Origin of the sequence: Microcystis sp. 0824, assembly GCF_003112475.1 — a bacterium.
Taxonomy (GTDB): Bacteria; Cyanobacteriota; Cyanobacteriia; order Cyanobacteriales; family Microcystaceae; genus Microcystis; species Microcystis aeruginosa_C.
In genome coordinates this window covers 47,779-67,862 of record NZ_BDSM01000053.1, presented here as the reverse complement: position 1 = coordinate 67,862, position 20,084 = coordinate 47,779, and the positions used below count along the sequence as shown (strand labels likewise).

19 protein-coding genes and 1 tRNA gene are annotated in these 20,084 nt (G+C 43.8%); 3 read left to right on the top strand and 17 right to left on the bottom strand.

The window, feature by feature from the left end:
- Window positions 1–81: 81 nt before the first annotated feature.
- From urtE to N0824_RS17655, 7 genes are all read right to left on the bottom strand, one after another.
- Window positions 82–780, bottom strand: coding sequence for an urea ABC transporter ATP-binding subunit UrtE (gene urtE / locus N0824_RS17685; RefSeq protein WP_108937702.1), 699 nt, complete (start codon window positions 778–780; stop codon window positions 82–84).
- A gap of 38 nt (window positions 781–818) precedes the next feature.
- A complete protein-coding gene (gene urtD / locus N0824_RS17680; RefSeq protein WP_108937701.1) occupies window positions 819–1,565 on the bottom strand; it encodes an urea ABC transporter ATP-binding protein UrtD in 747 nt (248 codons plus the stop codon).
- A gap of 163 nt (window positions 1,566–1,728) precedes the next feature.
- Window positions 1,729–2,883, bottom strand: a complete 1,155-nt coding sequence (gene urtC / locus N0824_RS17675; RefSeq protein WP_108937700.1) for an urea ABC transporter permease subunit UrtC — start codon at window positions 2,881–2,883, stop codon at window positions 1,729–1,731.
- A 3-nt stretch (window positions 2,884–2,886) separates the two neighbouring features.
- On the bottom strand, window positions 2,887–4,047 hold the full coding sequence (locus N0824_RS17670; protein ID WP_108937699.1) for a branched-chain amino acid ABC transporter permease: 1,161 nt from the start codon (window positions 4,045–4,047) through the stop codon (window positions 2,887–2,889).
- Window positions 4,048–4,141: 94 nt separating this feature from the next.
- Entirely contained in the window at window positions 4,142–5,458 is a 1,317-nt protein-coding gene (gene urtA, locus N0824_RS17665; RefSeq protein WP_108937698.1) for an urea ABC transporter substrate-binding protein, read from the bottom strand.
- A gap of 372 nt (window positions 5,459–5,830) precedes the next feature.
- On the bottom strand, window positions 5,831–6,106 hold the full coding sequence (locus N0824_RS17660) for a TMEM165/GDT1 family protein (protein WP_002732425.1): 276 nt from the start codon (window positions 6,104–6,106) through the stop codon (window positions 5,831–5,833).
- Between the two features lie 79 nt (window positions 6,107–6,185).
- Window positions 6,186–6,518 (bottom strand): TMEM165/GDT1 family protein, encoded by a 333-nt coding sequence (locus tag N0824_RS17655; protein ID WP_002782757.1) that lies wholly within the window; start codon window positions 6,516–6,518, stop codon window positions 6,186–6,188.
- Between the two features lie 194 nt (window positions 6,519–6,712).
- Between N0824_RS17655 and N0824_RS17650 the strand changes: the two genes are divergently transcribed.
- Window positions 6,713–7,333 carry a VWA domain-containing protein gene (locus tag N0824_RS17650; protein ID WP_108937697.1) on the top strand — a complete coding sequence of 207 codons (621 nt, stop codon included), beginning with the start codon at window positions 6,713–6,715 and terminating at the stop codon, window positions 7,331–7,333.
- A gap of 47 nt (window positions 7,334–7,380) precedes the next feature.
- On the opposite strand, the gene glgA is transcribed toward N0824_RS17650, so the two are convergent.
- The 8 genes from glgA to rpmG all read right to left on the bottom strand — a co-directional run bounded on the left by glgA (window position 7,381) and on the right by rpmG (window position 14,989).
- Window positions 7,381–8,808: a glycogen synthase GlgA gene (gene glgA / locus N0824_RS17645; protein WP_108937696.1), complete on the bottom strand. Its 1,428-nt coding sequence runs from the start codon at window positions 8,806–8,808 to the stop codon at window positions 7,381–7,383.
- Window positions 8,809–9,037: 229 nt separating this feature from the next.
- On the bottom strand, window positions 9,038–9,667 hold the full coding sequence (locus N0824_RS17640) for a hypothetical protein (protein WP_108937695.1): 630 nt from the start codon (window positions 9,665–9,667) through the stop codon (window positions 9,038–9,040).
- 169 nt (window positions 9,668–9,836) lie between these two features.
- Entirely contained in the window at window positions 9,837–10,454 is a 618-nt protein-coding gene (locus N0824_RS17635) for a flavin prenyltransferase UbiX (protein WP_108937694.1), read from the bottom strand.
- Entirely contained in the window at window positions 10,438–11,181 is a 744-nt protein-coding gene (locus N0824_RS17630; protein WP_108937693.1) for a HEAT repeat domain-containing protein, read from the bottom strand. The genes N0824_RS17635 and N0824_RS17630 overlap by 17 nt, the downstream gene beginning before the upstream one ends.
- A 467-nt stretch (window positions 11,182–11,648) precedes the next feature.
- A tRNA-Phe gene (locus N0824_RS17625) sits at window positions 11,649–11,721 on the bottom strand.
- Between the two features lie 76 nt (window positions 11,722–11,797).
- Window positions 11,798–14,026, bottom strand: a complete 2,229-nt coding sequence (locus N0824_RS17620) for a GAF domain-containing protein (RefSeq protein WP_108937692.1) — start codon at window positions 14,024–14,026, stop codon at window positions 11,798–11,800.
- 512 nt (window positions 14,027–14,538) lie between these two features.
- Window positions 14,539–14,754: a 30S ribosomal protein S18 gene (gene rpsR / locus N0824_RS17615; RefSeq protein ID WP_002732313.1), complete on the bottom strand. Its 216-nt coding sequence runs from the start codon at window positions 14,752–14,754 to the stop codon at window positions 14,539–14,541.
- A 40-nt stretch (window positions 14,755–14,794) separates the two neighbouring features.
- Window positions 14,795–14,989, bottom strand: coding sequence for a 50S ribosomal protein L33 (rpmG, locus tag N0824_RS17610; RefSeq protein ID WP_002734724.1), 195 nt, complete (start codon window positions 14,987–14,989; stop codon window positions 14,795–14,797).
- A 177-nt stretch (window positions 14,990–15,166) separates the two neighbouring features.
- On the opposite strand from rpmG, the gene N0824_RS17605 reads away from it, so the two are divergent.
- The gene (locus N0824_RS17605; RefSeq protein WP_108937691.1) at window positions 15,167–16,579 is read left to right on the top strand and encodes a DUF697 domain-containing protein; all 1,413 of its coding nucleotides are present in this window, start codon (window positions 15,167–15,169) and stop codon (window positions 16,577–16,579) included.
- A 9-nt stretch (window positions 16,580–16,588) separates the two neighbouring features.
- Here the strand turns inward: N0824_RS17605 and N0824_RS17600 are convergent, their stop codons facing one another.
- Both N0824_RS17600 and miaB read right to left on the bottom strand, forming a co-directional pair.
- Window positions 16,589–16,975 (bottom strand): DUF2358 domain-containing protein, encoded by a 387-nt coding sequence (locus N0824_RS17600; RefSeq protein WP_008202463.1) that lies wholly within the window; start codon window positions 16,973–16,975, stop codon window positions 16,589–16,591.
- A 160-nt stretch (window positions 16,976–17,135) separates the two neighbouring features.
- A complete protein-coding gene (miaB, locus tag N0824_RS17595) occupies window positions 17,136–18,476 on the bottom strand; it encodes a tRNA (N6-isopentenyl adenosine(37)-C2)-methylthiotransferase MiaB (RefSeq protein WP_108937690.1) in 1,341 nt (446 codons plus the stop codon).
- A gap of 444 nt (window positions 18,477–18,920) precedes the next feature.
- On the opposite strand from miaB, the gene N0824_RS17590 reads away from it, so the two are divergent.
- Complete coding sequence (locus N0824_RS17590; protein ID WP_002741693.1) at window positions 18,921–19,205, top strand: Nif11-like leader peptide family natural product precursor; 285 nt, start codon at window positions 18,921–18,923, stop codon at window positions 19,203–19,205.
- Window positions 19,206–20,084: the final 879 nt, after the last annotated feature.

The following is a 20,084-nucleotide window of genomic DNA, read 5'->3' as shown; positions in this document are numbered from 1 at the left end:
ATAGGCGGGGGGATATCCCTTGATAAGGCGGGTGTCTGATAATTTTTAACGCCTACATACTTATCAAGAAAAAAGTTAAGTTTAAACCGCCAAAAATCGCTGAATGACTTCTTGACTTAATTCGCTCGTGAAACCGGAAGCAACAATTCCCCCTTTCTGCATGGCGTAATATCGATCAGCTTGGCGGACAAAATGCAGGTGTTGTTCTACTAATAAAACGGCGATTCCTTTACTGGCAACAATACGCCGCACCGCCGCTTCAATTTCGAGAATAATTGACGGTTGAATTCCTTCCGTGGGTTCATCTAAAATCAATAATTTTGGTTCCCCCACTAAGGCGCGAGCGATGGCTAATTGCTGTTGTTGTCCACCGCTTAAATCTCCTCCCATCCGCGATAACATGGTTTTTAAAACGGGAAATAAATCGAAGATTTCTTCGGGAATTGTGGCATTTTTTCTCCTTGTGGGTAAAGCTTCCAAACCGAGAATTAAATTCTCTTTTACCGTTAGACGGGGAATAATATCCCTACCCTGCGGCACATAACCCAGTCCTAATCTGGCTCTTTGATCTGAGGTTTTATTAATCAGGTTTTGTTGCTCATAATTAATTGCTCCCGCTCGCGGTTTTAAGATACCCATCAAGGTTTTTAATAGGGTAGTTTTACCCACGCCATTACGTCCGATTAAACAGACCATTTCTCCCGCATTAATGTTAAGATCAACATCTCTTAAAATATGACTTTCTCCGTAGTAAACATTGAGGTCAGATATGTGTAACATTGTCAATCCTTTTTAACTAATTTTAATCATTTTACTTTTTATTCTTCCGAGGAACCTAGATAAACTTCAATAACTTTCGGATCATTTTGAATTTGCTCCATATTCCCCTCACAGAGAACAGTTCCTTGGTGTAAAACCGTGACTTTGCGGGCAATTTGCCGGACAAATTCCATATCGTGTTCAATGACAATAATTGAATGACTTTCCGCTAGATTTAACAACAAATTACCCACGTTTTCCGTTTCCTCATCAGTTAATCCTGCCACGGGTTCATCTACTAGCAGTAAATCTGGTGACTGAGCCACTAATTGACCAATTTCTAAGCGTTGTTTTTCCCCGTGGGAAAGTAAAGAAGCGGGTAAATCAGCTTTAGCAGTTAACCCGATAGTTTCCAATAAACCAATAACTTTTCTGCTATCTTCTAGGGGAGGACGACCGAAAAGAGTCGAGAAAACATTTTTATTGCGATTACTAACTAAATCGAGATTTTCTCGGACAGTTAGATTTAAATATACCCTAGGAGTTTGGAATTTGCGACCAATACCTAAACGAGCGATCGCAAATTCGGGAATTTTGCGGAGATCTCGACCTTTAAATAATACCCGTCCGATGGTGGGTTGCACTTTCCCCGTAATCACATCTAAAAAAGTGGTTTTTCCCGCACCATTGGGACCGATAATCACCCGCAATTCTCCCGTATCCATACTGAAATTAAGATTATTGAGAGCTTTAAAACCCCCAAAACTAACGGTGAGATTCTCGATTTCTAGGATTTTTTCAGTCATAATTTCTAAGAGGGAATTGGTAATTATGAATTATGAATTATGAATTGGGGAGCAGGGTGTAGGGTGTAGGGTGTGGGAAGAATAAATAAAAATAATCTCCTGACTCCTGACGACCCACTCCTGACGACCCACTCCTGACTCGGAGAATACTAACAGAATAAGGTCACTTATGCTCTAATTCTTCTCTTTCCAATTGCACTTCCGGAGCTTCCTCAATACTAGGATAGGTGATTAAAGTTTTGCGGAAACCAAAATGAGTCAGCAAACGTTTAATTCCACCGAGAAGACCATCGGGAAGCACTGTCACCACAATTAGGAATAGGGCCCCTTGGAAAAATACCCAGACTTCCGGAAATTGTTCGCTTAAAAAAGTTTGGGCCATGCGTACTAATAAAGTACCGACAACTGCCCCCACAAGGGTAGCACGTCCCCCCACAGCCACCCAAATCACCATTTCAATGGAAAAAGCCACATCCATAGAGTTAGGAGTGATAATTCCCGTTTGCACCGTATAAAGAGCGCCGGCAACACCAGCAATCGCCCCAGAAATGGCAAAAACTAACACCTTAAACCAAGTAGGATCATAACCGGAAAAACGGACACGCACCTCATCATCGCGAATGGCGACTAACAAGCGCCCAAATCTGCCGGTAGTTAACCAACGACAGAGGAGATAAATAGCCAGTAAACAGACAATTGTGAGTAAATAAAAGGCCACTTGAACGGCATCGGAACCCACCAGCAACCCGAAAATTGTTTGGGTATCGGTTTTTAAGCCATTAGTGCCGTTAATTAACTTTTGTTGACCGTTAAAAAAGTTAAAAAATACCAGTAAAGCCGCTTGGGTCAAAATCGAGAAATAAACCCCTTTAATGCGATTGCGAAAGATTAAATAACCTAATAATGCCGCCATAATCGCCGGTACAATAATTAGGGCTAGAATTGTCAAAGGTAGGGAATAAAAAGGTTGCCAAATAAAAGGTAATTCTGTCACCCCGTAGAGAGTAAAAAATTCGGGCATTTGTCCGGGGGGTAACTGAAGATTTAGGTACATGGCCAAAGCGTAACCACCGAGGGCAAAAAAGATGCCATGACCGAGACTTAATAAACCCGTATAACCCCAGATTAAATCTATCCCCAAAGCGACAATAGCCAGGGAAAGAAATCGCCCCAATAAACGCAAACGGAAAGCCGACAAAGCTAAGGGCAGTAACACCGCAAAGATGACCACTAAACCAACAATAACAGCGATTTCCGTGATTAACTTTTTCTTTTCCCGTTGTCGGGATTCGTTTCTAGTGATGGTTTCGGTAATCATAATCTATAACTCGGCAGTACGTCCTTTAGGAGGAAAAATTCCCGCAGGTTTGAATTGCAAGAAAGCAATAATTAAAGCAAAAATCATCACTTTTGCCATGCTAGTGGTGGAGAAAAAGGTGAAGAAATCCGTTAGGGGTTTTAGTGCTTCTACGGAACCAAAAATCAGGGCAAAAGTTCCCGAACCAATTAAATAATTAGCCACACCGATGGCCATAGCTGCGATAATAGTTCCCAGGAGATTACCCACTCCCCCCACCACCACTACCATGAAGGTATCAACGATATAATTTTGTCCCACGTTTGGACCGACGGAACCCAAGAAACTAATCGCACAACCGGCAACTCCAGCTAATCCCGAACCGAGGGCAAAAGTCAAAGCATCCACTTTATTGGTGGGAATGCCTAAACAGGCACTCATCTGGCGATTTTGGGTGACGGCACGAATGCGTAAACCCCAAGAAGATTTATTTAAAAACCAATAGGTTCCTAACAAACAAAGGGCAGTCAAAATGATAATAAATAGACGGGTGTAGGGCATTTGAAACCCGGGTAAAGGTAAACCTCCCCGTAACCAAACCGGAGCGGTGACATCGACGTTTCTGGCACTAAACCAGGGTCGAGCGAGAACGGGATTAAAAGATAAAAGATAGCCTAATAATCCAGCGATAGCTAGGGATAAAGGCAGGGTGATACCAATAGCTAAATTGCGAATTCTCTCCCAATCTAGGCGACGACTTAACACCATCATCGCCCCAAAAAATAACAGACAGAAAACTATTAAACTAATTACTAATAACCCGTTGACACTTCTGACAAATTGCTGCAGAATTAAGCTGACTCCCCAAGTAGCCAGCAGCGTTTCTAGGGGTCTGCCGTAGAGGAACCTAATCACCCCCCTTTCTAATAATAATCCCGCCAATCCCGACACTAAAAAAGCGATCGGTAGGGCGAATAAAACATAAGTATCAAAGAGGGGAGAACCGAAACCTTTAAAGACATTTTGCACCACAAAAGTACTGTAGGCCCCTAACATCATTAACTCACCGTGAGCGAGATTAATCACCCCCATCAGTCCGAAAACAATCGCTAGTCCTAAAGCTGCCAGCAATAGCACAGAACCGATGCTAATACCATTAAATAATCCTTCTAATAATGCTGACACTTTTCGTTATTCCCGTGCATTTTTAAGGTTTAAAAAGTGGGGTGAACAGTAATGCCCACCTCACTCTCGTTATTGTTTGGAAAAATTCCTAAAACTAGGATTTTTCCATTTTGAATTTACCGCCCTTAGCCGGATCCGTCCAATCACAGGCAAAGCCCTTAGTTTCGGGGACAAATTGGTTCCAGGGTTGCGGATCCACTACCCCCGGAGTTGACCAAACGATGTCAAATAGACCATCATCTCTCACCTGACCAATGCGGACGGTTTTGGAGATATGATGATTGGGGAACATTTGCACTGGGCCTTCGGGAGCATCGAATTTTTGTCCCACGGCGGCGGCGCGAACTTTGTCCAGATCATCGGCGGTTGCCGCTTGTTCCACCGCTTGCTTCCAGAGATAGACCATAATATAGGCCGCCTCCATCGGGTCGTTAGTGACGCGCTCCTGACCGAATTTAGCTCGAAAAGCCTCAACAAATTTTTTGTTAGCGGGGGTATCTACGGTTTGGAAATAGTTCCAAGAAGCGTATTGACCGAGGAGATATTCCTTGCCAATTTGTTTAACTTCTTCCTCAGCAACACTCACCGACATGACCGGATATTTATCGGGAGTTAAACCAGCCGCTTGCAGTTGTTTGAAGAAAGCCACGTTACTATCACCGTTGAGGGTGTTGAAAATAACGCCGCCATCGGGTAAAGCTTGCTTAATTTTGGTAATAATCGGGGTAACTTCCGTGTTACCTAGAGGTAGATAGTCTTCGCCTACGGTTTCGCCGCCTTTCGCCTTTAACTGCTCTTTAATAATCGTGTTGGCAGTGCGGGGAAAAACGTAGTCGGAACCGACGAGGAAGAATTTTTTCCCTTTATTTTCCAGCAACCAAGTCACTGCCGGCTCGATCTGTTGGTTAGGTGCAGCCCCAGTGTAGAAGATATTTCTAGAACACTCTTGACCCTCGTACTGGACAGGATACCAGAGCATATGGTTTTTGGCTTCAAACACGGGCAAAACCGCCTTACGACTGGCGGAAGTCCAACAACCGAAAACAGTCGCAACTTTGTCCTGATCGATCAGTTTGGTGGCTTTTTCGGCAAAAGTTGGCCAATCGGAAGCGCCATCTTCCACCACTGCCTCGATCTGTTTACCAAGAACACCACCGGCGGCATTGATTTCCTCGATCGCCAGTTTTTCCGCATCAACTACGCTGGTTTCACTGATGGCCATGGTGCCACTGAGGGAGTGCAGAATACCCACCTTAATTGTCTCTCCAGAAGCCGGGGCGGGACTAGCAGCCGGGCTAGGACTAGCCGTGGGGGTTTGGCTTTGATTGCCACCGCAAGCTTTTAACAGAATACTGGTTCCCAAAGCGGCAGAACCGTACAGGAGAAATTTACGTCGTCCTAAATTTGACATGATGATCTTGAACTAACCTCGCTGACAATATTAGCTACTTCACACAGACGTTTTTGCTGAGGAGATTTTCGGGAATCTTTCTACAAATATCTGTGTGATATTACGGCTAGGTTAGCAGATTTTTTGTAATTTTCGCTACTTTTTGGATATTTTTTGTAATTTTTGCTACTTTTTCAGGAAAAATTAATTATTTTTCTGGAATTTGCCTCAGTTTTTTAGCTATCAGGAGTCGGGAGACAGGAGGCAGGAGTCGGGAGACAGGAGGCAGGAGATTATTTCTATTTATTCTTCCGACACCCCACACCCCACACCCCACACCCCACACCCCACACCCTGCCCCCACCGAAAAGCTTTTTGCCGCAAACCCAATTATCAGTCCGAATCTGGCCAAAGCAGCCGGACAGCAAGCAGTGCAAAACCAATGGCCGCTATCGCTTTTAATATCTTAGCGGGGAATAACTGCGCCATACTGCCCCCCGCCAGGACTCCTAAGAAACTGGTGCAGATTAAGGCGGTAATTGAGCCAAAAAAGACAGCTTTGGGTGATTTGGAACTGCCACCGAGAGCGATCGCTACTAATTGACTTTTATCGCCTATTTCTGCCAAAAAAACCGTGATAAATGTCAGTCCGAATAATTGCCAATTCATAAATTCTAGGGAGATGGGAAGCTTTTTCCAGTGAACAGTGAACAGTAAACAGTAAACAGTCACACTGATCACTGATTGATTAGAGAATATCGCCGATGAGTAAACCAGTGATCAAAAGGAGAAGAATAGCGACACCGATATCTAAAGTTTTCGGGGAAAGACGACGCGCAATCCAATAACCGATCAGGACACCGAGGAGACTGGTAGCGATTAAAGCGCTGGCTGCCCCGGCAAAAACCACCCAGGGAGATTGGGATTCGGCACTGATCAGAAGGGTGGCTAATTGGGTTTTATCGCCGATTTCAGCAAAAAATATGGTTAGGAAGGTGGAACTAAACACCGTCCAAAAACTCCAAGAAGGTGGCTGATCTGGCTTTTTTTCGGTTGAGGCGATCGATTTGCTATCAGTCATCGGCTAAGGAAATAATTTTCATACTTTTTTCATTTTAGCCCGACCGGTTTTCTGGCGATAGTTTCTGCTGTTGATTACGCTGTCTCCTTCCCCAATAGTTAAAAAACCCTAGTCGATCGAGGTGGAGTTTCCATCCTAGAGTTTAATAATTATTAGACTAGGACGAGCGCAAATCGCTTGGAGGTATAGCCCCTATGACCAGTGAAAGTGTTGTACAAGACAGAGATTATACTCTGATTATTGACAAAAGTGGCAGTATGTCCACTGCTGATAAACCCAGTGAGAAAACCCGTTGGCAAATTGCCCAAGAATCCACCCTCGCCTTGGCTAGAAAGTGCGAGGAAATCGATCCGGACGGCATCACTATCTATCTTTTCTCCGGACGTTTCCGACGCTATGATAATGTCACTTCCGATAAGGTGACACGAATTTATCAAGAAAACGAACCGATGGGGAGGACAGACCTAGCAGCTGTTCTCCGAGATGCCCTTGATAATTATTTTCAGCGCAAAACTGCCGGCAAAACTAAACCCAACGGAGAAACTATTCTGGTGATTACCGACGGAGAACCAGATGATCGCAAAGCGGTGATGCGTCAAATTATCGAAGCTTCTCGAAAACTCGATAGCGATCAAGAATTAGCCATTTCTCTGATTCAAGTAGGCAATGATCGACAAGCAACCGAATTTCTTAAAGCTTTAGACGATCAGCTAGAATCGGCTGGGGCTAAATTCGATATCGTTGACACAATTACTATCGATGATATGGAAGATATGACCCTAGCGGAAGTTCTTCTCAACGCCATTATTGATTAAATCCTGATTAAGTAGGGGTTATATCTCCACCCCTACTTAATCAGGATTTAACTGCTAGTCAGGGCGACAAATTTATCCTTTTCTTCATCGGATAATTGCTCCGATTGTCCAGTGATTTGTTTGTAGATTTTTAGATATTCCAAAGAGGATTTATACCAACTGAAATCTTGAGTCATTGCCCGTTGCTGTAGTTTTTGCCAATCCTGTTTATAACGGAAACTTTCCCAAGTCCGGATCATACAGGTAAACAGGTCTAAAGGTTCATAGCGATCAAAACTAAATCCCGTTCCTTTTTCCTGAATTGGGTCGTGGAAAGATACCGTATCGACTAAACCACCGGTGCGACGTACCATGGGGATGCAACCATAACGCATGGCCATTAATTGGGAAATGCCGCAGGGTTCAAAACGGGAAGGCATTAACAAAGCATCGGCCCCCCCATAGATGCGACGGGAAAGGGCATCACTATAGAGAAGATGCAGGGACATTCGCCCCCGGAAACGGGAAGTCATCTCCCATAGTTGGGTTTCATAATAGCGATCGCCTGTACCTAAAATAATCAATTGTGCATCAGTATAGGTGAGAAAGCGATCTAAAATTTGCATCACTAGATCAATACCTTTTTGTTCCACCAAACGCGTCACCATCCCCATGACAAAGGCATTTCTGCTGACCTGTAGCCCCACTTCTTCTTGCAGGGCAATTTTATTGGCCAGACGTTTTTCGATGGTTTCTGGGGTAAAATTCTGCTTAAGATAAACATCTTTAGCCGGGTTATACACCTCCGTATCGATGCCGTTGACAATCCCCACCAGATTGCCAGAAATATAGGACAATAATCCCTCTAAATTTTCGCCATAAATGGGGGTCTGTATTTGACGGGCATAGGTGGGAGAGACAGTCGTGACGCGATTGGCAAATTGAACCGCCGCGGCCATGGTATTATCGCCCTGCATATACCAAGGACACCAAGTCATTTTTTCTAATGCCTCCCGCCAAGGCCCCTGGTAGGCGAGATTATGGATAGTAAAAACCGTGCTAATATCGGGGTCTTGGTGCATCCAGACGGGAATCATGCCCGTATGCCAATCATGACAGTGAATAACTTGCGGTTTCCAGTAATTCCAAGCAAATTCCGCCGCACCATTCGCAAAAAGGGTAAATCTCCAGGCCTCATCTTCGCCTCCGTAGATACTACGTCCAGAGAAAGCTAGATGACCAAAGAGGTAGAGGGGAATATCCGTATCGGGTAAAACCGTTTCATAGACCAAAAAATCCTGAAACATGGCGAATCCTGACCAAATGGGTTCGGAAGGGATGTCCATTTTTTCCTGGAGAAAACCGTAGTAGGGCAGAAAAATCCGCACGTCATGACCTAGCTGACGCAAGACTTTCGGTAATGCCCCAATTACGTCTCCCATTCCCCCAACTTTGGCAATTGGGGCGGCTTCTGCACCCACAAATAGAATTCGCATATTCTTCCCGCTTCACTTCACGACGACAAGAAATTTTAACAGATAAAACCCCCCTAGCAGGATTTGCAAGTAGGTTATTATCGGATTAGCCTAGATTTTTCTTTAACGAACCAGAGAGCCAACGAGGACTATAATTAGCTGTTTTGGGCATTATTAAGTTTTTTAGGCTTTTTTTACCGTATTTTTACCAATTTTTAGCTGATCAGCACTGTTTCTGTCTCTGTCAAAGTTAAATCCACTCTTCCTCATCCCCTTTGTTTACTTCGTTTTGATCCTCGGCGGGGGGCGTAATAATCCGATAATTGACATCGTACACTTGATCGGCTTTTTCCCCGCGAGTCTGTTTGGCTGTGCGGTAACTATAGGAATAAACCGAGCCAGTTCGAGAACTGTCACTAGGAGGCTTGACAAAATCAACTCTTTCCCCATCAGCTACCCTAGGCGAGAATTCTTCCCGATCCTGAATGGTGGTCGGTTTTTCGGCTTGCCCTGAGCTACGTCGAAGGGGGGGTGTATCAAAATTCCAATCATCACCGCTATCTCTTTCCCAATCGTTACTCGGTGGAGACGGAGCAGAATCTTGAATATAGGTAGGTCGGGGAGATGGGGGTGAGACTGTAGGATTATTCGCTATACGAGGGGAGGCTTTTGGGGCAGCCAAAGGACGACCAAAACTATAGAGAAATTGCAGGGTTAAACCACTGATAATTCCCGCTAGGGTAAAAAGTAACACCCAGACCGCTAGGGGCAGTTTTACCGTCATAATACCGCCAAAAAAGACCAAAGTGATCACCCCCAGATTCTGCCAGATCAGTAATCCGCCTACAGCGATCGCAAATAAGACCATAATCCAGCCCATTTTTACCTCCCTTGATTCAGTGATCAGTAAACAGTGACCAGTAAGCAGTGATCAGTAAACAGTGATCAGTAAACAGTGATCAGTAAACAGTAAACAGGTATAAAGATAAAGATAACTAACTAACTAATTAACTTAAAACTTACATCTGATAACTGATAACTGATAACTGTTAATGTCCTTGCCAGCGATTAATTGTCACACAATCGATATCTAACTGATCGAGAGTACGAGCGATGACAAAATCGACCAAATCCTCGATCGATTGGGGATGGTGATACCATGCGGGTATTGCTGGCACAATTCTAACGCCCGCCTCGGCCAAAGTGGTTAAATTACGCAGATGAATTAAACTAAAAGGGGTTTCTCGCGGCACTAAAACCAATTTTCTGCCCTCCTTAATCTGCACATCGGCCGCTCTTTCTAGCAAATCGGAACTTAACCCCCCCGCTAATTTAGCCACTGTACTCATGCTACAGGGAATAATTACCATACCAAGGGTGCGATAGGAACCACTGGCGATCGTTGCCCCCACATCCCCCCAACGATGACAGCGTAATTTCCCCCCCTCCATCACCCCACATTGGCCGCGCCAAAATTGTTCTTGCAGCTCCGGTTCTGGAGGCATCCGCGTCTGATCTTCCGCTTGCCAGACAGTGTAAGCTGATTTGGAAGCCACTAGATCGATCGTGTAGTCGGCTAAAAGTAGATATTTGAGAGTACGGACAGCATAAATCAGCCCTGATGCCCCTGTAACGCCCAAAATTAGCGGTTTAGATAATTCCTTCAAGCTCTAATTCCTCGATCAATTGTAATCCTCTCGGGTCGCCCACTTTTAATAAAGCACCTCTCGCATCCTCCTTGACACCTAAATCCTCATCTTCCACCAAGGCCTCGATTAAAGCATCGATCGCCGTGGCATAAATCACATTGAAGGGCAATTCTCGGCATAATTGACCGATCGACCAAGCGCAATTACTCCGCACGGCTGCGATTAAATCCCGGCGCAATCCTTCAATTAAAGGCGGCAAAACGGTGATGATATCTTCATAATTGACCTTGGCAATCTGGGCCAAACTACTGGCTGCCCATAATCGCACCGCCGAAATATCAGTTTTAAGAGCATGAACCAAAGGCTCGATCGCAGAGCGATCGCCACAGTTACCCAGGGCCCAAACTACCCCTTTTCTGACGTAACCATTCCAATCTCGGGCCAGTAAATCGATTAAAGGCTCCACGGCCCTAAGACTGGGATTTCGTCCCAAAGCGTAGGCGACACTGACACGCACTAGGGGACAGACATCGTTTAACATCTCTAGTAAAGGTGCGATCGCTCTTTCGTCCCGCAATTCACAAAAGGCGCGAGCGGCGATCATTCTCTCGCTCACATGAGCAGAAGTAAGCAATGAGAGCATTTCCTCGGGATCGGGGGGGATTTCCGCTGCTTGATCCGGATCGCCCCCATCGAGAGGATTATTTGAGGAGTTGCTAGAGTCTAGGATTTCATTGTCGTACATACTTGTTAGATTATCTTCATCCGTGACCGCTTACGTCAAGCCCAAAATCAAAAAGTGGTTGCGGGTTGGGGAGACTTATCAGTTATCAGTTATCAGTTATCAGTTATCAGTGAACTGAAGGCAAGAGGCAACAGGCAACAGGCAAAAGAAAGAATCTGGCAATTCTCCTACCTAAAAAGAAGGTTATAAACTAAGTACATCAAAGCTTTCAGCTTACCAAATTAGGTTACACTTCATCTTGACGAGAAAGGCTGCAGGCTCTCCTATTCTTTGTGTGATAAGTTTAACTGATATAGTAGCGATCAATCTTTGTGTCCTTTGTGTCTGGAGTGGTTCGTTCCAGTCGTTCGCCCGCAAGACTGTATCTTAGAATACATTTTACCCACCAAACCTAAGACAGTCAGCTGCATTTACAAAACCTAGCAGAATAGAAAGTAAATACAGGGCAGATTTTCGTGTTTTTCCGATGCCAAGACGCGGATTTGAACCGCGGACACGAGGATTTTCAGTCCTCTGCTCTACCAACTGAGCTATCTCGGCTTTTTTTTGTCCTTTCTTAATATAGCACGCCCTCGAAATAATTGCAAGGTTTTTTTCTAAAAAGTTTTCCGCTCGACTAGATTGGCAAGGTGAGGGTAAAAGTGGTGACAGCATTGGCACTGGTGACATCGATGGTAGCATTCAGGGGTTTAATCAGTTTGCAGACCAAAGCTAAACCTAAACCGGTGCCACTGTAGCGCCAGGGATCTTGGTTAGGAATGCGATAAAAAGGGGCGAATATTCTTGATAATTCCTCTGGAGCGATTTCTACTCCTGAATTGCTCACACTAATTAATATTTGCTCGTCCGCACGCCAGACATTTACCCTAATTATTCCCTGCTCTGGAGTATATTTAGACGCATTGGTCAGTAATTCCGCTATGATGCGCTCGATATGACACAGACTGGTGTTAATCTCCGGTATATCCCCATCTATATCTAAAATTAACTGCTGTTGTCGCTCGCGGGTGAGATGACGAAAAGGTTCCACTAATAAGGGTAGCCAAGAAAGTAAGTCGATTGCTTCGATCGCTGGGGGTTCGCTTTCCGCATCCAGATAGGTTAAAGTCAACAGATCATTAACTAACTTACTCTGACGTTGAGATTCAATGTTAAGAATTTGCAACAGTTGACCGATCGAATCCTTTGGATCGATCTCGATTCCTTGATATTCTAGGAGACTTTCTAGGGTTTCCACCGCTAGACGAATGCTGGTAATCGGGGTTCGCAGTTCATGGGAAAGGGTTTTCAGGAATTCGCTTTTTAATCTTTCCAGTTTTTCTAATTCCCTCACTTGTGCTTGGGAAGATTCGTAGAGTCGCGCTTGTCGAATAGCGATCGCACATTCGGTGGCAATATGTTGAATCAAATTAGTTTCTAAAGAGTTAAAAATATGATTAGCTGGTCGAATTAGCCAAAGATTGCCCAAAAAACCCTGATCGTCAAAGATAGCACAAGCACAACGGTTAACACGACCAATTTGCGGATTGCCAAGAGGAAGACGATCAACAAACTGTAAAATTTGTTTGTGCAGCAGCGGTTGATAGATTTCGGGAAAATCGCTAATTTGACGGGTAATTCCCTGACAGATAAGCTCTTGAGTGGTATATTCGTGGACAATAGTAGCTTTGCTGCGACTGGGATCGTAAAGCTCAATTTGGGCCCTTTCTACGGGTAAAACCTGCACTAATTCCCTGGTGGTAGTTTGCAGAATATGATTTTCATCGAGACTATCGCGAATTTTTTCGGTAATCCGTCCGATTAATGCTTCATACTTCAAACTCATCTGCAATTCGGCGGTTCTTTGCTGCACCTCCGATTCTAGAGCAGTATTCAAGCATTTTACCCGTTGGTGTAGTTCTGCTTGTTGAATGGCAATTCCCACTTGAATGGCTAATTGTTTGAGCAGATCGATTTCTTGGGATTGCCAAGAGCGAGTTTTTTGGCAGTTTTGGGCAATTAGTAACCCCCAGAGTTGGTTATCGCAGATAATTGGCACCACCAAGTTAGCCTGTACTTGCAAAGAGGTGAGTAAGCTGCGATAACAGGGATCAAGTCCCGAATTATGGACATTTTCAATAACTTGAATCCTGCCACGGCGATAATTTTCCAGACGTTCTGAGGATAAATTAAAACAGGGATCCTGGATCCTGTTTCCTAAGACAGAATTAATCCTCCCAGTATGGGATTCCACCACAATCATGCCACTATGATCGGGGAATAAACGATAAATTAACACTCGATCGCAGTTAAGAAATTGTCGCACTTCTTTAACAGTTCTTTGCAAAATGCGATCAAGATCCAACGATTGCCGGATTCTTTCCTGCATTACCCCCAGTAGTTGTTCTCGTTCTGCTTGTAATCTTAAAGCTTCTTCCGCCTGTTTGCGTTCGGTGATATTGGTACTGGTTCCCACTAAACGATAGATGCTCCCATTGTCATCCCGTAGGGGTGTTAAAGTCGTTAGCCACCAGTAGGGTATATTTTGAAAAGGTAAATACTGTTCGTAGGAAATAGTCGTTCCGTAACGTACACAATCACTGTAGTGTTGCCGCACACTACGCGCATCATCGGGGGGAAGGATTTGTTCGGGAGTTTTGCCTTTAATATCTGATGAGCGCAATCCTGTCCAGCATTCATGAACGGGGTTTGCACCCACATAGCGAAAATCTCTATTTTCCAGCACGTCCACCACAAAAATCGACGCTTGCACGGAATTAAATATACTACGCAGAAACTGCTCGGAATCCTCCTCTTTTAGCTGTGCATCCAACTCGGTATCGATTTCTGACGGCTGCTTTTCCATAAGAGCCTCCCCTTGTGCTAATTGGTGGATTTGGATCGATAATCACAAAATCGTCGGCTACTCCTAGGGCGATTTAATTATTTCTTAAGATCCTCGCACAATTTTTCCTATCCGCTGCCGATTCCGATATATTTCTTTGCAAAAACGAGAAAGCAACCCCAAGATACTGAGATCAGTTATCAGTTATCAGTTATCAGGTTTAAGTTTTAAGTTTTAAGTTTTAAGTTTTAAGTTAAGCAGCTAGACACAATTAATTACACATATCTAACTACCTCTTGCATGAGTGCCTCTTGCACGAGTGCCTATCCTCACCAAGAAGTTAATTTTGTTCTATTACTTATCAGAGTTTAATTACAGCGTTTCTCATCAAGATGAAGCATAACCTAATTTGGCATCGACGACTGGCTCTCCAAAAGGAGAACCTCCTACCCCACCATTAGGATAACTGTTTTAATTAGCCAATTATTTTCAGTGATCACTGTTCACTGATTACTGATTACTGATCACTGAATTTAGGCTTCTTGGTTGACAAAAGGCAATAAAGCCATTAAACGGGCCCGTTTCACCGCTTCAGTTAAATCTCGCTGTTGTTTAGAAGTTAAACCGGTGATGCGTCTAGGTAGAAGTTTGCCGCGTTCGGTGATGAATTTGCGGAGGAGTTCGGTGTCTTTGTAGTCAATCGGTTGACTGGGGGAGATGGGGGAGAGACGTTTACGATAGTAGCTCATAGATTTGTAAAGATTGCTTGACTTTTTAACTAAAGTGTGTTTACTTAATTTCCTTGTGGACGGTGTGCTTATTGCAGTGGGGACAGTATTTCTTGATTTCCAGTCTGCCGGTGGTATTGCGACGGTTTTTGCTGGTGGTGTAGCGAGAAACGCCGGGGGTACGCTTATCGGGATTACTGCGGCATTCCGTGCATTCTACAGTGATGATCAGGCGAACGCCTTTTTTACTAGCCATAACAACAGGGGATCGGGTAAATTTACACGCAATCGATCATTATGACATATCTAGGGCCTTTTAGGCAAGAGCGGCCGGGACGAACCAGGGGAATTGTCGGCTAAAAAGTTGAGTTGGGGATGAAATCCAGCACAAAAAAGCTAGAATAATCAGAGCAGTTGGCGAGGATCAGGAAAAATGACGGTAAGATTGGGTAAACCGATTTTAGTGACGGGGATAGGTATTACCATTGCTTTCACCCTGGGGGAAAGTCTCAATAGTACAGTGAGCGAAATTGGTTCCTGGGGTATTTTCGGTGCGATTGCTGTTGGTGCCGGTATCTGGTTTTGGCAAAAACCCAACTCGAAAATCGATTTTTCTCCTCCCACTCCCCTGAGTCTAGAAAAGGTTAAACAAGGGATTAGCAAAGCCGAGAAGATAATTAATTATCTGGCCAAAGAAGACCCCGATCAAGACTTAACCCCACTCAAAACCAGTTTAACCCAATTAAATCAAGAATTTAGTCGCCAAGACCTGAAAATTGCCATTACTGGTGCTAGAAAAACTGGTAAAACTGCCTTAAAAAAACTACTAGAAAGCGGCAACTTTGGGGAATCTATCGCTTTTCTGGAAACGGAACCGCTTCTAACTCTCGACTCCACCGCTAACCAGAAAAAAGCTCTGGCAGCCGACTTAGTTTTGTATCTCATCAATGGGGATTTAAGCGATTCCGAATGGCAAATTCTCCAGCAATTCGATCGAATGCACCAGCGTGTTATCCTGTTACTGAATAAACAGGATCGTTTACCCGCCGAAACCAGAGAAGAAATACTCCTTTCCCTGAAACAAAGACTGAAAGAAACTATTCCTGCTCATCATATTTTAGCCATAGCCGCTGCCCCTGAACCCCTAAAAGTTCGTCAACATCAAAGCAATGGAGAAATCAAGGAATGGACGGAACCCCAAACCGTGGTTATCGATCCTTTAGATAATCATCTCCGACAAATTATCGAACAAGAAAAGCAGGAATTAGTTCTTGGAACTATCTGGAGACAAGCGCTCGAATTAGCCAAGGAAACCAAACAATTACTCAATCAATCCCGACGCAAAAAGGCTTTACCTGTTATCGAACAATATCAATGGATAGCCGCTACTGCCACTTTTGCTAATCCTCTCGCGGCCCTAGATTTAGTTTTAGCAGCAGCCACTAACACTCAAATGTTAGTGGATTTAGGGGCAATTTATCAACAAAAAATGTCCCTGGAACAAGCAAAAACAGCCATGACTACCCTGGGAAAAATGATGGTACAATTGGGTATGGTAGAGGTGACAACTCAGGCATTGGGAACAATTCTCAAGGGAAATGCGATTACTTATATCGCCGGTGGTACAGTACAGGGAATCGGGGCAGCCTATCTAACTCGTTTAGCCGGTTTAAGTTTAATTGAATATTTCCAAGAACAGGAAATTAACGAGCAATTGAATAATGATTGGAATTGGACGAGTTTGCAGAATAAAGTTAAACAGGTCTGGGAACAAAATCAACGCCTAGCATTTTTACAGGATTTTGTCAAGCAAACGAGCGCTCGTTGGTCGGCATTTTCTGGTTAAAAAATGTAGTTAAGAACTGGGAAAAGATAAATGCTGACGCAGCACATCCCAGCGTGAACAATCCCAATAATCGATATGAGAAATAATCAGATTATTGTCATCGAGAGTTAATTCACTGCGTCCAGAAATAGCGATGCGAGGCCGCCAAGGTAAAGGAGTTATCCAGTGCAATGTCCAACGGGTATTAATAATATTTCCCTGCTGTTCAATTGCGTGGACATCCATCTTGATAGCTTGGAACCATTGACCCATAAAACCAATCATTTCCCGATAGCGTTTAATCCCCCGAAATTGATTGAGAGGGTCTTGAAAATAAACGTCATCAGCATAAATATCATAGGTTTGATCGAGGGGAAATCTTTGATAATCTTGCTGCAAAATAGCGATAATATCCATAAAATACCCAATTATTCCCGATAGCTATTGTCTTTTTTCGCTGCTGAGGGGTCACTGTTAACTATTAAGTACCTAAGCAAAATTAGTTATACACATTTAACTACCTCTTGCCTATGGCCTATTGCCTCTCCTAACCAAGAAATTAATTTTGCACCACTACTTAAAAGATCACTCCCGTCAAACTAAAGGGACGGACTTCGGTAATTTTAACTTTAACAAATTTGCCTCGCAATTGCTCAATATTTCCCGTAAAGAAAGTTAAGCGATTACCTCCAGTTCTTCCCATAACTTGACTAGCATCTTTAGGGTTAACGTCTTCCACTAAAATTTCCTCAATTCTGCCTAAATATCTTTGGGAACGTTCCGCAGCTTTGGTGGCCACTAAATGATTTAATCTTTGTAGGCGATCGCTTTTTACCTGCTCACTTAATTGATCATCCCAAACAGCGGCCGGAGTGCCTGGACGGGGAGAATAGGCGGCCGTATTTAATTGATCAAAACCAATCTCATCGACTAATTTTAAAGTATTCTCGAACTGTGCCTCTGTTTCTCCGGGGAATCCGACAATCGCATCGGCACTAATGGCAGCATCCGGCATTAAATTGCGAATATTAGCAATAATTTGTCGGTATTTTTCCTGAGTATAGCCCCGTTTCATGGCCTTGAGGATATCATTATCCCCCGATTGAAAAGGAATATGAAAATGTTCACAAACTTTAGGTAATTCCTGACAAGCTTTAATCAAACGTTCGGTAAAATAGCGGGGGTGACTGGTGGCAAAACGGAGACGTTCAATACCAGCCACATCGTGAATGTAGTAGAGTAAATCGGTGAAATTATGCAGATGTCGGCCACTTGCCGTCACTCCGGGTAAATCCCGTCCGTAGGCATCGATATTTTGACCTAAAAGGGTGATTTCTTTATAACCCTGTTGTCCTAATTGTTCCATTTCTGCTCGAATTGCCGCAGGAGTGCGAGATTGTTCCACCCCGCGCACCCCCGGAACCACACAATAGGTACAGCGTTCATTACAACCATAGATGACGTTCACCCAAGCGGTAATATTACTATCCCGGCGCGGTTTGGTGATATCTTCCATGATGTGGATGGGTTCGGTGGCCACCACCTGGGAACCGTCAAAAACTTGTTGTAATAAGTCTCCCAAGCGGTTTGCGTGTTGGGGACCGATAATTAAATCCACTTCGGGAACTCGTCTTAATAATTGTTCCCCTTCCTGTTGGGCCACGCAGCCAGCGACCACTAGAGTAAGATCGGGTTGAGTTTGTTTGCGTTTAGCCTGTCTACCGAGATAGGAATATACTTTCTGTTCGGCATTATCGCGAATTGTACAGGTATTGTAGAGGATTAAATCGGCTTCGTTGGCATCCTCGGACCATTGAAACCCCAAATCTTCTAAAATACCCGCCATGCGTTCGGAGTCAGCTTTATTCATCTGACAACCAAAGGTGGTGATATGGTAACGACGTGGGGATTTATTCATGATGCTGGCTACAGAAACAAGAGTGCAGGTTTCTATTTTAGGCTATTTATTCTCTGACTTGAAAGAGGGTGTAGGGTGTAGGGTGTGGGGTGTGGGGTGTAGGGAAGGAAACCTCTTTCATCTGTGGGGGTGAAAATTTTTTCATCGGGACTGACTATCGGCTGCTCTGATGACCAAAAAGTTAAGATTGAGGATTGAGGATTGAGGATTGAGGAGGTTATTTTTATTTATTCTCCCCACACCCCACTTCCCCACTTCCCCACACCCCACACCCCACACCCCACACCCCAGAAAAAGCATACTCAGCTATACAAGCAAATAAAAACGAAACTTTTGCTTTGAGGATATCTCCTGACTGGTAGGATAAAAATAAACCATAACTAGGCAGTTTAACCTCCACGCCGCCGAGGCCAAACCTTTAATCATCAAAGGAAAAGTATTTATATGTCTAAAAATCAAGTGTTCGATTTCTTCGCCTTAGCCGCTAAAAACGAAGAATTAGGTCAAAAAATGCGCTCAACCCAAGATCCTCAGCAGTTACTAGAGATAGCTCGCTCCCAAGGCTTCGATTTCTCCCGTCCTGAATTAGAAGCGGCACTTAAATCCTTGCACGAGAGTCCCGACTTTTTCCAAAAGTTGGCCCATGCAGTGTTAGAAGTTTTCAGCCCTAACCACGATAATTATCCCTCGATCGGTGTTCAACCCTACGAAGGCGAGATCGATCGCTAGAATCAGTGATCAGTTACCAGTGATCACTGATCAGTGATCAGATGTGAGTTTTCACTTCACTGTTTACTGATCACTGAAAAAGGCTCCCCCTCTCCCCAATTCATAGGGAGCATCCCACTAAGCATTTCGCATCTAAGTACAATTGCTTATGGCAAAATTGGGATGCTTCCAATTCATAATTCATAAGAATCAGTGATCAGTTACCAGTGATCACTGATCACTGATCAGATGTGAGTTTTCACTTCACTGTTTACTAATCACTGAAAAAGGCTCCCCTCTCTCCCCAATTCATAGGGAGCATCCAACTAAGCATTTCGCATCTAAGTACAATTGCTTATGGCAAAATTGGAATGCTCCCAATTCATAATTCATAATTCATAATTTATAATTCCCAGAACTACCGAAAAGGCTTGCCATCTAAGCATTTCGCATCTAAGTATAATTGCTTATGGCAAAAGTGGAATGCTCCCAATTCATAATTCATAATTCATAATTTATAATTCCCACTCCCCTCACCCCACTCCCCACCCCAGCCATATATAGTATAAAAAAATTATAAAAAAGCCGAAATCAGCGAAAAATAGGCTTTTATCTGCCAATAAATCTGGCAAAGACAAGCAAGCCGCCAAGAGAGAAGTTAAAGCGAAAATCCGTTCTTAGCAAGGGTTTTCGCTTTAAATCTCCCGATAATTGCTGAGGCTGATGGGGGAAAGGAAGGAATGATTAACTTTCGTTAACCTGAAGATGAGAAATAATCATAATGTTTTATATTGTCAAAGGTGTCATAGTTTCCTATGCTTTTTTTAGGTTGATAATTTTGCCTGACTCGTCAAATTTTTACCAACCAGCCCTAGAAAATAAAATTAGTGGATGAAAACG

Coding starts and splice junctions, on each gene's coding strand:
- N0824_RS17660 (WP_002732425.1), bottom strand. CDS start 6,106: ATGAATTGGCAATTATTCGGACTGACATTTATCACGGTTTTTTTGGCA.
- urtD (WP_108937701.1), bottom strand. CDS start 1,565: ATGACTGAAAAAATCCTAGAAATCGAGAATCTCACCGTTAGTTTTGGG.
- urtA (WP_108937698.1), bottom strand. CDS start 5,458: ATGTCAAATTTAGGACGACGTAAATTTCTCCTGTACGGTTCTGCCGCT.
- N0824_RS17650 (WP_108937697.1), top strand. CDS start 6,713: ATGACCAGTGAAAGTGTTGTACAAGACAGAGATTATACTCTGATTATT.
- N0824_RS17640 (WP_108937695.1), bottom strand. CDS start 9,667: ATGGGCTGGATTATGGTCTTATTTGCGATCGCTGTAGGCGGATTACTG.
- N0824_RS17590 (WP_002741693.1), top strand. CDS start 18,921: ATGTCTAAAAATCAAGTGTTCGATTTCTTCGCCTTAGCCGCTAAAAAC.
- N0824_RS17630 (WP_108937693.1), bottom strand. CDS start 11,181: ATGTACGACAATGAAATCCTAGACTCTAGCAACTCCTCAAATAATCCT.
- miaB (WP_108937690.1), bottom strand. CDS start 18,476: ATGAATAAATCCCCACGTCGTTACCATATCACCACCTTTGGTTGTCAG.
- N0824_RS17605 (WP_108937691.1), top strand. CDS start 15,167: ATGACGGTAAGATTGGGTAAACCGATTTTAGTGACGGGGATAGGTATT.
- glgA (WP_108937696.1), bottom strand. CDS start 8,808: ATGCGAATTCTATTTGTGGGTGCAGAAGCCGCCCCAATTGCCAAAGTT.
- rpmG (WP_002734724.1), bottom strand. CDS start 14,989: ATGGCTAGTAAAAAAGGCGTTCGCCTGATCATCACTGTAGAATGCACG.
- rpsR (WP_002732313.1), bottom strand. CDS start 14,754: ATGAGCTACTATCGTAAACGTCTCTCCCCCATCTCCCCCAGTCAACCG.
- N0824_RS17620 (WP_108937692.1), bottom strand. CDS start 14,026: ATGGAAAAGCAGCCGTCAGAAATCGATACCGAGTTGGATGCACAGCTA.
- urtC (WP_108937700.1), bottom strand. CDS start 2,883: ATGATTACCGAAACCATCACTAGAAACGAATCCCGACAACGGGAAAAG.
- N0824_RS17600 (WP_008202463.1), bottom strand. CDS start 16,975: ATGGATATTATCGCTATTTTGCAGCAAGATTATCAAAGATTTCCCCTC.
- urtE (WP_108937702.1), bottom strand. CDS start 780: ATGTTACACATATCTGACCTCAATGTTTACTACGGAGAAAGTCATATT.
- N0824_RS17655 (WP_002782757.1), bottom strand. CDS start 6,518: ATGACTGATAGCAAATCGATCGCCTCAACCGAAAAAAAGCCAGATCAG.